The 15,212-nt window shown below is 60.4% G+C and carries 13 protein-coding genes; 7 read left to right on the top strand and 6 right to left on the bottom strand.

Annotation, left to right across the window (positions count from 1 at the left end; genetic code table 11):
* Positions 1-17: 17 nt before the first annotated feature.
* The 3 genes from F7R20_RS15025 to F7R20_RS15035 form a co-directional block, all read right to left on the bottom strand.
* Positions 18-1,724, bottom strand: coding sequence for a ShlB/FhaC/HecB family hemolysin secretion/activation protein (locus F7R20_RS15025; protein ID WP_003197597.1), 1,707 nt, complete (start codon positions 1,722-1,724; stop codon positions 18-20).
* Between the two features lie 175 nt (positions 1,725-1,899).
* A complete protein-coding gene (locus tag F7R20_RS15030) occupies positions 1,900-2,799 on the bottom strand; it encodes a proline iminopeptidase-family hydrolase (protein ID WP_003197596.1) in 900 nt (299 codons plus the stop codon).
* Between the two features lie 90 nt (positions 2,800-2,889).
* The gene (locus F7R20_RS15035) at positions 2,890-3,651 is read right to left on the bottom strand and encodes a LuxR family transcriptional regulator (protein ID WP_003197595.1); all 762 of its coding nucleotides are present in this window, start codon (positions 3,649-3,651) and stop codon (positions 2,890-2,892) included.
* Between the two features lie 164 nt (positions 3,652-3,815).
* Between F7R20_RS15035 and F7R20_RS15040 the strand changes: the two genes are divergently transcribed.
* The 6 genes from F7R20_RS15040 to F7R20_RS15065 are packed head-to-tail and all read left to right on the top strand — an operon-like array spanning position 3,816 to position 10,002.
* Complete coding sequence (locus F7R20_RS15040) at positions 3,816-4,703, top strand: proline iminopeptidase-family hydrolase (protein WP_003197593.1); 888 nt, start codon at positions 3,816-3,818, stop codon at positions 4,701-4,703.
* A 3-nt stretch (positions 4,704-4,706) separates the two neighbouring features.
* Entirely contained in the window at positions 4,707-5,654 is a 948-nt protein-coding gene (locus F7R20_RS15045; RefSeq protein ID WP_003197591.1) for an ABC transporter permease, read from the top strand.
* Positions 5,651-6,508: an ABC transporter permease gene (locus F7R20_RS15050; RefSeq protein ID WP_003197590.1), complete on the top strand. Its 858-nt coding sequence runs from the start codon at positions 5,651-5,653 to the stop codon at positions 6,506-6,508. The genes F7R20_RS15045 and F7R20_RS15050 overlap by 4 nt, the downstream gene beginning before the upstream one ends.
* A complete protein-coding gene (locus tag F7R20_RS15055; RefSeq protein ID WP_003197588.1) occupies positions 6,505-7,491 on the top strand; it encodes an ABC transporter ATP-binding protein in 987 nt (328 codons plus the stop codon). Before F7R20_RS15050 ends, F7R20_RS15055 begins: the two co-directional genes overlap by 4 nt.
* The gene (locus tag F7R20_RS15060; protein ID WP_003197586.1) at positions 7,488-8,459 is read left to right on the top strand and encodes an ABC transporter ATP-binding protein; all 972 of its coding nucleotides are present in this window, start codon (positions 7,488-7,490) and stop codon (positions 8,457-8,459) included. The genes F7R20_RS15055 and F7R20_RS15060 overlap by 4 nt, the downstream gene beginning before the upstream one ends.
* A 28-nt stretch (positions 8,460-8,487) precedes the next feature.
* Positions 8,488-10,002, top strand: a complete 1,515-nt coding sequence (locus F7R20_RS15065; protein WP_003197584.1) for an ABC transporter substrate-binding protein — start codon at positions 8,488-8,490, stop codon at positions 10,000-10,002.
* 49 nt (positions 10,003-10,051) lie between these two features.
* On the opposite strand, the gene F7R20_RS15070 is transcribed toward F7R20_RS15065, so the two are convergent.
* Entirely contained in the window at positions 10,052-10,642 is a 591-nt protein-coding gene (locus F7R20_RS15070) for a hypothetical protein (RefSeq protein WP_003197583.1), read from the bottom strand.
* 370 nt (positions 10,643-11,012) lie between these two features.
* Here F7R20_RS15070 and katG point away from each other — a divergent pair, with 370 nt between their 5' ends.
* The gene (gene katG / locus F7R20_RS15075; protein ID WP_003197581.1) at positions 11,013-13,277 is read left to right on the top strand and encodes a catalase/peroxidase HPI; all 2,265 of its coding nucleotides are present in this window, start codon (positions 11,013-11,015) and stop codon (positions 13,275-13,277) included.
* 152 nt (positions 13,278-13,429) lie between these two features.
* Here katG and F7R20_RS15080 read toward each other — a convergent pair whose 3' ends face one another.
* Positions 13,430-14,278 carry a phosphatase PAP2 family protein gene (locus F7R20_RS15080; RefSeq protein ID WP_003197580.1) on the bottom strand — a complete coding sequence of 283 codons (849 nt, stop codon included), beginning with the start codon at positions 14,276-14,278 and terminating at the stop codon, positions 13,430-13,432.
* A 24-nt stretch (positions 14,279-14,302) separates the two neighbouring features.
* Positions 14,303-14,974, bottom strand: coding sequence for a lipopolysaccharide core heptose(II)-phosphate phosphatase PmrG (gene pmrG / locus F7R20_RS15085; protein ID WP_003197578.1), 672 nt, complete (start codon positions 14,972-14,974; stop codon positions 14,303-14,305).
* Positions 14,975-15,212 lie beyond the last annotated feature (238 nt).

Below are 15,212 nucleotides of genomic sequence, written 5' to 3' on the forward strand. Positions count from 1 at the left end.
TCTCGTTGCAGCAGAAATTAGATGGATACATCCACGCGGAAGTAGATCGGCGCTTCGCGCTCGGTCAGGGCATCCGGACGTTCCAGGGAATGGGCGAAGGTGACGCTGGCGCTCAGGTGCTCACCGCGGGCGAACAGCTCCAGCGAGTTGCTCGACATGCGCCCGTGCTGATCGCCGTTGTAGCGATTACCGCTGATCACGCCCTGGTCATAACCGAGGCTGGTGCCGTATTCGGCGAAGACCGGGCGCAGCCATTCCAGGGTCACCGGGCGGCTCCAACGCAAGTCGTTGCGCCAGTAGCCGCCGCTGTCGCCGGACAATGTCTGGTCCTTGTAGCCACGAATCGACGACAGGCCGCCCAGGCTCATGCGCTGGGGGCTGAACAGCACGTCTTCGCTACGCTGGCCGGTCATCAGGCTGCTGAAGCTGAAGGACTCGCCGCCCAGCATGAAGGGCTGCAAATAGCTGAGGGTCGCGGTGTATTTGCGATAGCGCGCATCTGGCACTCCAGGGCCCGGCTCATGATCGCCCTGGGCATCGAGGGCACCGATACCTTGTTGCAGGCCCAGGTCGAGGTTGACGAAGGCATTGCCCACTCGCCGGCCATGGTTGATGCCGAACTGCGCCTCGCTGATGCGATTGCTGCTCTCGGCGAGTTTGCTGTCTTCGATGAAGTTGTTGGTGCGCAGGTACGAAAGGCCGGTGTTGAGGGAGGTCTTGCTCACTGCGTCGCGATGGACCACACGCTCCAGGCGCAGCTGATGGTTCTGGCTGTCGCCGCTCTGCTTGAAATTGAAACCGTTGGCCTGGCCCAGCGCGCGGTACTCGCTCTGGCTGTAGGTGTAGCTCAGGTTCCACCAGCCAAACGGCAGGTTGTAATAGAGCATGCCGTTGCGCGAGGTTTTCTGGTGATCGCTGACGACATCGTGGCCGCCGCGCAAGGCCAATTGGTCAGCCAGACCCAGGGGGCTGTCCCAGTCCAGGGAGGCGCCCCATTGCTGCTCGCCCGTGCTTTTCTGCCCATCGTTATGCCGTGACAGGCCGGCGCGCCAGGGTTTCTGCGGGGTGTTATTGACCCGCACTTCGCTGCCGCCGATGTTCTGCCCCGGGGTCAGTTCCATTTGTGCACGGTTGGACGGCAACCGGTTCAGTTGATCGACCATCTGCTCCATCTCACGCAGATTGAGCAGTTCGCCGGTCTTGCCGGGAAACGCCATCGCCAACTCGCGATCCGACAGCTTGCTGTTCTCGGCACCTCTCAAGCCTTCCAGGCGACCCTCGACCACCAGCACTTGCAGGTGACCGCTGGACAGGTCCTGTTGCGGCAAGTAGGCGCGACTGGTGACCAGGCCTTTGTCGAGATAATGGTCAGTAATGACTTTGAGCAGCTCGTTCAGCTGCGGCACGCCCAGGCATTGGCCGATGTAGGGCTTGAGCAGGCGTTCGCGCTCCGCCACGGACAAAGCATCGGCGCCCTTGAGCTCGATGGTCTTGATCGGGAAGCAACGGGTATCGACAGGGGCCGTGGGCTGGGCCGGCTTCGCCTCCTTGCCGGGCAAGTCCTTGAGTTCTTCAAGGCGTCGGCGCTGCTCTTCGAGCAGCCGGTCCTGACGTTCACGGATCAGATCCGTGTCGCCGGGGGTTGGCGCGGCGACAGCAATGTTCATCGCCAGAAAACACAGCGACGCAACAACTAGCCTCGTCCCTAAGGCAAATACGGACATGTTCGATCCCTCGATACAGAAATGACAGCAGGCATGCACAGCAATGCGCGCACACCAGACCCTGCATATCGCTTTCGGTTCAAGAGAGCGGGAAGTTTCCACTCAAAAAAGAGACGCGTCTCACAGGACGCGTCGAGAAACACAACAAAAACGACGGCTCAGATTGCGCAGACGCCTACAGACACTCATCCAGGAAACTCACCACCGTTCCCATGCAAGCCATCCGCTCCTCGATATGGGGCATATGGCTGGAGTGTTCGAACAACGCCCAGCGAATGTCGGGAACATGATCCACATAGGGTTTGACCACCAATGGCGTCGCTTCATCGTATCGGCCTGAAATCAGCAGGGTCGGCACCTTGATCCGTGGCAAGCGATCGGTGATGGACCAGTCCTTCATGCTGCCGATCACATGGAATTCGGTGGGGCCGTTCATGGCGTGATAAACCGTAGGATCGGCATCGATCTGGGCAAAGGTACGGGCGACTTCATCGGGCCAGGGCGTGACACGGCAGACATGGCGGTCGTAGAAAACCCGAGCGGCATCAAAATACTCGGTAGACGTCAAGGTTCCAGCCCGCTCGTGCTTGAGCAGTGTTTGCTGCACCTCAATGGGTAGAAGCTGGCGCAAGCGATTGACTTCAAGGAGCCAGGTGGACATGTCCGCCGGGGAGTTGGCGATGATCAACCCGCGCAAGCCCGCGGGCTGGAGCACCGCATGTTCGCTGGCCAACATGCCGCCCCAGGATTGCCCCAACAGTGCGTAATTGTCGCCAATGCCCAGATGATCCAGCAGGTTCTCCAACTCATCGAGAAAGAGCGCCACGTTCCAGAACGAGGGGTCTTTTTCCGGAAGATGGGTGGAACGCCCATTGCCCAGTTGGTCGTAATGAATCACCGGATAGCCACTGTTGGCAATATCCTTGAAGGCATCGACATAATCGTGTGTACAGCCCGGGCCGCCATGCAGGATCAGCAGCGGCGTACGGCCACTGCTGAAATCGCCAGTGATGCGATACCAGGTCTGATACGGACCAAAAGGCGCAAAGCCTTCGTGCGTTACGGGAAAATCCATTTCGTGCCGCTCCCCAGGAATCCTGCGGCACACGATACCGGGGACTGGCCGGCGGAATAACTAGAGAAACAGATAGGTTTTTGCCCGATTTCAGCTATCGAGCAACCGATAATGCACTGCCCTGACCACGGCCTGGACCCGGTTCCTGGCGCCGAGCTTATGCATTGCAGAAGTCAGGTGGAGGGTGATGGTGGCCAAGGAACGATTCAGTTGCCTGGCGATGTCCGCCGCCGTCAAGCCTTCAGCGGCCAATCTCAAGCACTCACGCTCGCGTTTGGTCAGGCGAACCGGGCATGCGCGGGCTTCCTTGCCGAGCAGCGGAAAAGCCGCCTCTTGCAGGGCATGGGAAATCAGGCTGAAGTCGCCCAGCGTTTGCCGGACATCCTGCAGGGTGCTCCCCTTCGTATCGGCGCGCAGCCCGGTCAATGTCGCAAAGCCGCCTTTGGGCAAATGCATCGGCACCGTCACGCCGCAGGTCATGCGCGAATCCTGCAGGTAGCTCACGACCGGTGCATGACTCTGGCCGATGAACGGCTGCAGCACCGTGTCGGCCTCCGGTCGATAGGACCAGACAAAAGGAGATATGGCATTGATTGCCAGATGCTGGACGGGGTCGATCTGGTAATAACCTTCTTCACACCAGAGCGAGTGCCAATCACGGGGGGTATTGCGCAACTTCAGCACAGTCGGGGTGATCAGTGCCCCATCATGATCCAGTGGCACCGGACTGTAGTCGTACACCAAGGCTTCAAAGCCTAACGCCTGGACCATCCCCAGGGTGTTATCCATCTGTTCGTCCAGGCTCCTGCCAGACAAAAGACGGGTATTGAAGTCAGACAGCTTGGCCTGCATCCATTCAGCTCCCTTATTAATTTCAATCCTGAAATCGTGCAAGTAGAATGCCACGCCTGAGCGAGGGAATGCCAGATCAAACCTATAAGAATTGCTAGCTTATGGGCGCGTAGCTTCCTCGGTAAGGTTTAGCCAACGGGCGGTACCTGAGCAGGAGAGCAATGATGTGGCGTGAGATCGAGCCAGACCAGCGGTACGACGTGGAAGTCGATGGTCATCGTCTGGTGGCCTATGGCTTTGGCGACGGCGACGAGGTGCTGTTGTGCCTCAATGGCGGCCCGGGATTGCCTTGCGATTATCTGCGTGACAGCCATGGCTGGCTCAAGGAAAAGGGCTTGCGGGTCATCGCTTTCGATCAGTTGGGAACCGGCGCCTCGGCCAGGCCCACTGACGAATCCCTGTGGGACATCACCCGTTATGTGGCGGAGGTAGAGACCGTCCGCCAAGCCCTCGACCTGGGCAAAGTGCACCTGCTGGGGCACTCCTGGGGTGGCTGGCTGGCGATCGAGTACGCCATTCATCATCCCCAAGCGCTGAAAACCCTGATCCTGGAAAATACCGCGGGCGATATCCCTCACCTGTCCCTGGAGCTGGAGCGTCTGCGGGCCGCCCTGGGCAGTGAGACCGTCGCGATGATGCAGCGCCATGAAGCCATGGGCACCCTGGATCATCCGCAATACCAGGCGGCCATCACCCTGCTCAACTATCGCCATGTCTGCCGTCTGGACGAGTGGCCAGCGCCGGTGACACGTTCCCTGGGCGACTGGAACATGGGGCCCTACATGACCATGCAGGGCCCCAACGAATTTCTCTATACCGGCAATCTCAAGGACTGGAATCGCATCGAGCAGATGGCCAGCTTCGAAATGCCCGTGCTGATCACCACCGGTCAACATGATGAACTGACGCCAGCCTGTGCAATGCGCATGAAAATGGCGCTCAAGGATGTACAACTGAATGTGTTCCCCAACAGCAGCCACATGCCGTTCTACGAAGAGCCCCACGCCTATTTCCCAGTCCTGCTGGATTTTCTGCACCGCCACCGGAACTAGCCCATGAACCTGGCGCGCTACCGTTTCATACTGTCGCGCCCGCTACAGCTATTGCCGGTGCTGTTTGGCATCAGCATGATCACCTTTGTGCTCGTGCGCTCAATCCCCGGCGACCCCGCCCGGGCCCTGCTGGGCTCGCGCAGCACGCCGGAGGCGCTGATCAGGATTCGTGCCCAGTACGGTCTCGACCAGCCCTTGTGGATGCAGTACTTCTACTTTCTCAAGAACCTGCTCAAAGGCGATCTCGGCCAATCGCTGCTCTACAAAGTCGATGCCTTGAAGCTGATCAGTACCCGCATTGAGCCTACCCTGTTCCTGGTGCTCGGCAGCGTACTGCTGGCACTGCTGATTGCCGTGCCACTGGCAACGGTGGCGGCGCGCAACAAGGGCGGCTGGCAGGATCACCTGATTCGCCTGTTCACCACGGCAGGGCTCGGCATGCCGGCGTTCTGGCTAGGCATCATGTTGATCCTGCTGCTCAGTGTGCAGTTGGGGCTATTCCCGGTCTCAGGCTATGGACGTACGGGGTGGGACAAACTGCATCACATGGTCTTGCCGTGCCTGACCATTGCCTTGGCACTCTCCGCCGTTCTAGTGCGCAATCTGCGCGCCAGCATGCTCATGGAGCTACAAGCCGATCATGCCACCGCCGCACGGGCCCGGGGCTTGTCCGAGCGGGCGATATTTCGTCGGCATGTGCTGCCCAACTCCCTGGTACCGGCGGTCAACCTGCTGGCGGTGAACATCGGCTGGTTGATCAGCGGCACGGTGGTCATCGAAAGTCTGTTTGCCATTCCCGGCATCGGCCAATTGCTGGTGCGCGGCATCTTTACCCGCGACTACATGGTGGTCCAAGGCGTGGCCATGGTGCTGGCCCTCGCCACCGTCACGGTCAATTTCCTCGCCGATGTGCTGACTGTGATGATCGATCCGCGGGTGAACATGCGATGAGCGGCCAGGCCCTCAGTCCCACCTGGCGTCTTGCGCTGCGTTTGGGCTTGCGCAACCGGCGACTGGCCACCGTGCTGGGCCTGGCGATTCTGTTTGGCTGGCTGTTGCTCGCACTCTTCGCACCCTGGGTCGCGCCCTTCGATCCGATTGCCCAGAACACCGATATCCGCCTGCTGGGGCCGAGCCTGGCCCATCCGTTCGGCACGGACAATTTCGGCCGCGACGTTCTTTCCCGAGTGATCTGGGGCGCGCGCATCGACTTGCAGATTTCCGTGATCGGGGTGGTTTTCCCATTCTTGATCGGCACTTGCGTCGGCGCCTTGGCCGGCTATATCGGTGGCCGGTTCGACACGATCTGCATGCGCCTGATCGATATTATTCTGGCCTTCCCCTTCCTGGTGCTGATGTTGGCAATCATGGCCATCCTCGGCCCCGGCCTGGGCAGCTTTTATATTGCGATGGCTTTGGTGGGTTGGGTGTCCTATGCACGGCTGATCCGTTCGCAGATTCTGGTACTCAAGGAAAGCGATTTCGCCTTGGCGGCGAAAAGCCTGGGCTTCGGTCATGGACGCATTCTGTTTCGGCACCTGTTGCCCAATGCCATGTTCGGTTCGATCGTGTTTTCCATGTCCGACGCGGTGCTGGTACTGCTCAATGGGGCGGCGGTCAGCTACCTCGGCCTGGGGGTCCAGCCACCCACCGCCGAGTGGGGCACGATGGTCGCCGAGGGCCAGAGTTTTATCACCAACGCCTGGTGGATCTGCACCTTCCCGGGACTGGCGATCGTCACCCTGGCCATGGGCTTCAGTCTGCTGGCCGACGGTGTCGCCGAGCACCTCGGAGAGCGCCCATGAGCACACCGGTGTTGCACGTCGAGGACCTCAGCGTGATCGCCGGCCACGGTGAGGGCGAAGTCACGCTGGTGGATCGTGTGTCATTTGACTTGGCCGAAGGCGAAATCCTCGGTCTGGTGGGTGAAAGCGGCTCAGGCAAGACGATGGCCTGCCGGGCCTTGATGCGCTTGCTGCCCTCTGCAAACCTCCGCGTCCAGGGCAAGGCCGTGCGCCTTGCCGGCGAGGACCTGCTGTCGCTGGATGAAGCCGACATGCGGGGCATACGGGGTCGGCGGCTGGGGATGATTTTTCAGAATCCCGGCAGTCATCTTGACCCGTTGATGCGTATCGGCGAACAGATCGGCGAGGGCATACGCCTGCATCAGGGGGCGTCCAAACGTGAAGCACGGGCGAAGGCCATTGATGTGTTACGCCAGGTGGGCATTCCCGATCCGCTAAGGCGGGTCGACAGTTATCCCCATGAGTTTTCCGGTGGCATGCGACAACGCGCCATGATCGCCGTGGCGTTGGGTTGCAACCCCCAGGTGCTGATCGCCGATGAGCCGACCACCGCCCTGGATGTCACGGTACAGGCACAGATCCTGCGCCTGCTCCTGGATTTGCGCGACCAACGTGGGCTGTCAATCATCATGATCACCCACGACCTGGGGATCGTCGCCCAGACTTGTGATTCCATCGCGGTGATGTACGCCGGTCGGCTCTGCGAGCACGGCACCAAGCTTGATCTGCTGGCTCACCCACGACATCCCTATACGGCGGCCCTGATCGACTGCCAACCGGCGACCAGCGCCGGCCATGCCATGCTCAAGACCATCGCCGGCCAGCCTCCTCTGCTGGATGCGCTGCCCACCGGTTGTCGCTTCAATCCACGCTGCCTTCAGCAGGGCAGCCAGTGCACGCGGCTGTTGCCACAGATGCAAGACATGGCCGAGGCACACCGGGTCGCCTGCCATTACCCGCTGCCGGTGGGAGCCTCGTCATGACCCTGTTGCACGTGAAGGATCTGCAGGTGCGCTTCGCCGCCCCTGGCAGCGGTCCGTTCGGGATCAACCGGCAATGGGTGAAAGCCGTCAACGGTGTGTCGCTGAGTCTGGCCACCGGGGAGGTGCTTGGGTTGGTGGGTGAGTCGGGCAGCGGCAAGAGCACCCTGGGTCGGGCCATCTTGCGCCTCACTGAGGTCAGCGCCGGACAAATCCTGTTCGATGGCGTCGATATGGCTCAAGGCAAGCGGATCGACATCGAGCGACTGCGCCACGAAACCGCGATGATTTTCCAGGATCCTTATACCGCCCTCAATCCGCGAATGAGCATCGGCGACACCCTGGCTGAAGTGTTGCGAGTGCGCTGTGCGATTCCTGCACCGCTGATTCGCCAGCGGGTCGATGAACTGCTGAACCTGGTCGGCCTGCGACCGGAGCTGGCCCACCGCAAGCCAGGTTCATTGAGTGGCGGTCAATGCCAACGTGTGGGGATCGCTCGAGCACTGGCCATCGAGCCACGGTTGATCATCGCCGATGAATGCGTGGCCGCGCTGGACGTTTCCATCCAGGGACAGATCATCAACCTGCTGCTGGAACTGCGACAGCGCATGAACCTGGCGATTCTGTTCATTGCTCACGACCTGGCAATCGTTCGGCGGTTATGTGATCGGGTCGCCGTGATGTACCTCGGCGAGATCGTCGAGCAAGGCCCCACGGAGGCCGTGTTCAGCAGCCCTCGGCATCCTTATACCGTCGCGCTGATCCAGTCCATTCCACACATCGACCCGACTCGACCGTTGCTGAGCGAACCCCTGCCTGGCGAGCCACCCAGCCCCCTGAACCTTCCATCCGGCTGCGCTTTTCACCCGCGCTGCCGGTATGCACAACCCATCTGCGCGAAAACGCCGCCCCCCAGCCATGACATCAATGGACATCGTTATAGCTGTGTGCTCGGAGAGCCATTGCTCTAAAAAACATTCATCAATAGGGAGTTTGACCATGCGATCGAAACATTTGAAGTTACTGACCGCCGCAACGTTGACCGTTTGCACACTGGCGGCCGGTGTCGCCCAGGCAGCAGGCGTGCTGACCATCGGTTGCCGTGAAGAAAGTACGACGTTCGACCCGATCAAAAGCGCGCAGAACCGTGATAACTGGGTGTTCTCCAATGTCTACGACGTATTGGTGCGCGTCGACAACACCGGCACCAAGCTGGTACCGGGGCTGGCCGAAAGCTGGCACGTTTCCGACGATGGCCTGACCTATACCTTCAAACTACGCTCGGCCAAGTTCTCCGACGGCTCACCGATTACCGCCAGCGATGCAGCGTTCAGTCTGTTGCGCATTCGCGACAACAAAGGGTCGCTGTGGAGCGACTCCTACAAGATTATCGACAAGGCCCAGGCACCCGACCCGCAGACACTGGTGGTGACACTCACGAGCCCTTCAGTGCCCTTCCTCGCGCAGCTGGCGTTGCCCAACGTCTCCATCCTGTCGCAAAAGGCCATGGAAAAAATGGGGGAGGAAGCCTATGCCCAGGACCCCGTCGCCTCTGGCGCCTTTATCGTCAAGGAGTGGCTACGCGGCGATCGCGTGGTGCTGGAGAAGAACCCCAACTTCTGGCAGGCCGACAAGGTGAGCCTGGATGGCGTGGAATGGATCTCCATCCCCGATGACAATACGCGGATGTTGAAGGTACAGGCCGGTGAACTGGATTCGGCGATCTTCGTGCCCTTCTCGCGCGTCGAAACCCTGAAGAAAGATCCCAACCTGGTCGTACACATGGATCCCTCCACCCGCGAGGATCATCTGCTGATCAACCATGCGCACGGACTGCTGGGCAAGCCTGAAGTACGCCAGGCCCTGGACCTTGCGATCAACAAAAAATCCCTGGTCGATACCGTGACATTCGGCCATGGCCAGGTGGCTTATTCCTACATTCCTAAAGGCGCGCTTTATCACAATGCCGATAATCTGCAGCGCCCGTACGATCCGGAAAAAGCCAAGAAAATGCTGGCGGATGCAGGCGCCTCAGGCCTGAAGCTCAACTATGTAGTCAATGCGGGCAATGAAGCCGACGAGCAGATCGCCGTGCTGGTCCAGCAACAGCTCGCAGCGGTCGGCGTGACAGCCACCTTGCAGAAAGTCGACCCAACCCAGAGTTGGCAAATGCTGATCGACGGCGATTACGATCTGTCCGTGATGTACTGGACCAACGACATCCTCGACCCGGACCAGAAGACCACATTCGTGCTGGGACATGACACCAACATGAATTACATGACCCGCTACAAGAACGACAAGGTCAAGGATCTGGTCGCGGCCGCGCGGGTAGAAGTGGACCCGACCAAGCGCAAGCAGATGTATACCGATCTTCAGGTGATCGCCAAGCAGGACGTCAACTGGATCGATCTCTACTACAGCCCGTACATCAATATTTCGCGCAAGAACATCGAGCACTTCCAACAAAACCCACTGGGACGCTTCTCTCTTGAGGAAACAGTGAAGCGCTAGCGAGTAGTGGCTTCATCCGAGTCGGATAGGGCCAGTGGCAACGCCTTGATCACGAATCGAGGCTTGCCACTTGATGGCCAAGCGACATCGGACGCTCCCCGGTCATCTCGCACAACAGCGCTGTGACGGCGTTCCCCTCAACCGTGCCGTGCTCTTGCAGAAAGCCCGCCACGGCGCTGACAGCCGGCCAGTAACGGTGCACCAGGCAACTGCAGCGGGAGATGGCCTGGGATTGGGCGTCGAGCAATTTGCGCGGTGGCAGCAGGCTGATCAATTCGTGCCCCCGGTCCAGGTCTCCGCGGCCGCTGCCCCTGATCAACCGGTCGGACCGACGGTGCCGGTAGACTGCTTCGGCCACTGGCCCCGCGAAGCAATGGAGCAGGTCACGTTCAATGGCATCGACCATCGAGGGCAGGAATTCAGCGATCCCCGGGGCGTCGAATGCCGGGCGCGGGACAAGATAGTCCGCTTCCACCCACCCTTCTGCGTATTGAGGGTTGCCGCGCAGGTCGAACAGAGGACCCGTGCAGGCTTCAGCCTTGGTACGCACGGTGATGCGTTTTATCGGTTGGCCGTTCCACCAGAAAGCCAGGGCATGACCGGCTTCGTGGAAGGCCGTGCTGCGCGGGCATTTGTTCATTATTGGGTCCGTCACGGCAGGCGCCATTCATATCATCTGCCTCGCCCCTTGGCTTCGATAAAAGATTATCCCTATCGACCGTTAATACTGCGCCTATTAGCTATCTGGCAAAGGAGGACTAGCCTGAATTCAGGCTGGTGCAATCCGGCCCGTGAAACCTGACAAAGAGATACGAAGCGTTCAGAACCGTACTGGGCTTGCCGTGGGCCACCGAATGGGTAACCAGACATCTCCCGCGTTGCCGTGTGGCCGCACACGATCAGTTGAGCGAACTGTGAGCCCTGCGCCCTGTGTCATCTATTTCGCCTGTCGCTATTCGAAGCCCGGCCGGGCTGGATAGCTGGATGAATACGACCAAAGGTAGCTTCTCATGGCAAACGAATCGAAATGCCCGTTCAATCACGCCGCTGGCGGTGGTACGACAAACCGCGACTGGTGGCCGAACCAGCTGAATCTGAAGATCCTGCACCAGCACTCCTCGCTGTCCGACCCCATGGGCGAGGATTTCGACTATGCCCAAGCGTTCAAGCGCCTGGACTTCCAGGCCCTGAAACAAGACCTGAATGCACTGATGACCGACTCGCAAGACTGGTGGCCGGCAGACTTCGGCCACTATGGACCGCTGTTTGTCCGCATGGCCTGGCACAGTGCAGGCACCTACCGCACCGGTGATGGGCGCGGTGGCGCGGGTTCCGGCCAGCAGCGGTTTGCACCGCTCAACAGCTGGCCAGACAACGTCAGCCTCGACAAGGCACGTCGGCTGCTGTGGCCGATCAAGCAGAAGTATGGTCGCAATATCTCCTGGGCCGACCTGATCGTCCTTACCGGCAACGTCGCGCTGGAATCCATGGGCTTCAAGACCTTCGGTTTTTCCGGTGGCCGCGCCGATGTCTGGGAGCCGGATGAGGACGTCTACTGGGGTTCGGAAAACAAATGGCTGGGGGGCGATGTTCGCTACGGCAAGCCCGACAAAGCGGCCATGCAAGACCCCGGCGAAGGCCAATTGGTGGCCGAGCCTGGCAACGAAGAAAGCCGCACTGACGATGGACGCAACCTGGAGAACCCGCTGGCCGCCGTGCAGATGGGGCTGATCTACGTCAACCCGGAAGGCCCCGAGGGTCAGCCGGACCCGGTCGCCGCCGGGGTGGACATCCGCGAAACCTTCGCCCGCATGGCCATGAACGACGAAGAAACCGTGGCATTGATTGCCGGTGGCCACGCCTTCGGCAAGACCCACGGCGCAGGCCCTGCAGACAATGTCGGCGCCGAGCCCGAAGCCGCTGGCCTGGAGCTGCAAGGCCTGGGCTGGAAAAGCACCTTCGGCACCGGCAAGGGGCCCGACACCATCACCAGTGGCCTGGAAGTCACCTGGACCACCACCCCCACTCGTTGGAGCAATAACTACCTGGAGAACCTGTTCGGCTTCGAGTGGGAACTGACCAAGAGTCCGGCAGGCGCGCACCAATGGACGCCGAAAAACGGGGCAGGCGCGGGCATCATCCCCGATGCCCATGACCCGTCCAAACGGCGTAACCCAACGATGCTGACCACCGACCTGGCGCTGCGCTTCGACCCGATCTACGAAAAAATATCCCGGCGCTTCCTGGAAAACCCGGACCAGTTGTCCGACGCCTTTGCCCGCGCCTGGTTCAAGCTGATCCACCGCGACATGGGCCCGCTCTCACGCTACCTCGGCCCGGAACTGCCCAACGAAGAACTGCTGTGGCAAGACCCTATCCCGGCGGTCGACCATCCGCTGGTCAACGACAGTGACATCGCCGCCCTCAAAGGCAAGCTACTGGCCTCGGTCCTCACGGTTTCACAGCTTGTGTCTACAGCATGGGCCGCGGCTTCCACCTTCCGTGGTTCCGACAAACGCGGCGGCGCCAACGGTGGCCGCCTGCGCCTGGCCCCGCAGAAAGATTGGCCGGCCAACCAGCCAGAGCAACTGGCCCAAGTGCTGGCGACCCTCGACAAGGTTCGGGGCGAGTTCAACGCTGCCCAATCCGACGGCAAGAAAATCTCCCTGGCAGACCTGATCGTGCTGGCCGGCAGCGCCGGTATTGAACAAGCCGCGAAAAATGCCGGGCTCAGCGTGACGGTACCGTTCTCGCCGGGACGCATGGACGCGAGCCAGGAGCAGACGGACGTCGAGTCGTTCGGTTTCCTCGAGCCTATCGCCGATGGCTTTCGCAACTACCTCAAGGGCCGGTACCGCGTGTCCGCCGAGGCGTTGCTGATCGACAAGGCCCAACTGCTGACCCTCAGCGCCCCGCAAATGACGGCATTGATCGGCGGTCTGCGGGTACTGGACACCAACGTTGGCCACACTGCGCACGGTGTCTTTACCCAACGGCCCGGGACGTTGACCAACGACTTTTTCGTCAATCTGCTCGACATGGGCGTGGAATGGAAACCCCTTTCCGACACCCAGGAAACCTTCGAGGCCCGCGACCGCAAGACCGGCCAGGTCAAATGGACCGGCACCCGTGTCGACCTGGTCTTCGGCTCCAACGCCCAGCTACGGGCCTTGGCCGAAGTCTATGCCAGCCCGGATGCGCAGGAGCAATTCGTCAAGGACTTCATCGCGGCGTGGGTCAAGGTGATGAATCTGGATCGGTTTGATCTGCGGTGAGAAGAGTCCGCAGGCATGAGGTCGTGCAGGGAGGCGACCTCATAAACTTTTCTTCACCCCACGCCCCCGCGTGATTGGGTACAGTCGCCTCGCTCATTCAAGAAACTAAGGTTTTAGCCCGCTCTCCCAGCGGGCTTTTTTTTGCCCTGCATTCAGGCTGACGAATGTGCACTGCCCGACGCAGGCAAGGCAGCCGTTGCCGTCGCTCGCTGTGGTTTCAACACTGGCTGCTCCAAGGCCGCCCGCCCATAAAACAGCAACGCCATCAGCAAGCAACTCAACCAGACAAAAATCCCCGCCCAGAACGTGTGTGACATGTAATGCCAGCCCTGCAGGACCCGCGTCGTGCCGTAGACAAACCCCAAGACCAGCGCCCCGTGCATCAAGGCTTTCGAATGACGCCAGCGGTAGCGGCGGGCGACGAAATACAGCGCCAGCATTGTAAAGCCGCCGGACGCATGACCGCCGGGCCAGCAGCGACCATCACCGGCGACTTTCAGCAGGTCGAAATTCTGGAACCATTCCTTGTGCTCGATCTTGCCGGCGTATTGGGTGGTTTCCACCGGGCAGTACACACTGGTGTGGCCCTTGAGGTAATGGATCACCCCGGTGCTGAGGGAAAAGGCGACGACCACGTAGAGGAAGTCGCGACGGTGTTTGTGGGCAAAACGCAACGGTGTGGCCAACCGGGTTTTCTCCAACAGGCGAAGTAATCCCGGGCGCTTTTGCGGCTGGAAGACCGTCCAGACAAACGACAGCAGCGCCCCGATAATCGCCGCCTCGCCGGTCCAGTTCGGGATGATCCTGGCCCATTTATGGGTGATTTTCTCGAACAGCCGCACGTGCTCCAACGGAAAGACCTGGTGCACTGGGTCATAGAATAAATTGCTGAAGGCGATGTCGATGCGGGTCAAGTCGAACAGCAAGAACACCACCGCGGCGCAGACCAGGGGAATTCCGAGATTGAGCCCGTAGAAACGGGCGCGAGCAGACGTCAGCATGGGCGGTCCTAATCGTGGGAAAAATTACTGAAACGCCACCGAGCGCCAGTCAGAGGCTTCGATAAAACCGAGCAACTGCGGGGCTTGTGGCTGGGCAGCGGAGACGAACAGCGAAGCGCCGTAGCCAAACGTCGAGGTAGGCCGCTGGAGCGCGGTTTCCAATGCCTGCATGCATTCGCTGTGGGTGACCAGGATCAGATTGCGCCCGGCGACCTTGTGGGCCAGGGCATTGCGCAGAAGATCGCGGCGGCAATTGCTCAGCCAATCATCACCAGCACTCACCTTGTTGAACATGTAGCCCGCCGTCTGGACTGCACGCACCAGAGGGCTGTTGTAGAGGTCGGCGTTGCCCAGGCCCAGTTGCTCGAACCGCGCGCCCAACTCCACCGCAACGGCCCGGGCCCGGTCAGTGATGCCTTCGCGATCATTCAGGCACGCGGCCTTGGAGTGATCGCAGCGCTCGACATGACGCACCAGCACGATCATCTCGCCCTTGGCCCAGCCAGCGGCCAAGGCCCGGGCGCCGGCGACGTTGCCGTGGGCCAGGTCCGGTATCGCCGCCGGGCTGAGCAGCCAGAGGGTCAACGGGATGACCAGCAGCGCCGAAGCCAGCACGACCACAGCGTTTCGGTAACGGACAAAGCGGCGCGTATTGATCGAGCGCCTCAGGCCGAAAAGGCTCAGTCTCAGTTCCACATCAAGCCGCCCCAACGGCATCCACCCAGTCATTCGTTGGCGCGACAGTAGAGAGGCCGACGTAGGCAGTCGGTGAAACAGATGTGAAAAAAAGCTTGGGATGAGAGCAAAGCTCCCACAGATATCCGGAAAAAAGACTTACAGATCTTGTCCCCCCCGCCGATACAGCCCTGTTACATGCTCTGCTGGCTCTTAACAACAACAATCTTCCAGCGTACCGACGATCAAGCAGCACAAC

This window comes from Pseudomonas brassicacearum subsp. brassicacearum (assembly GCF_008801605.1).
Lineage (GTDB): Bacteria > Pseudomonadota > Gammaproteobacteria > Pseudomonadales > Pseudomonadaceae > Aquipseudomonas > Aquipseudomonas brassicacearum.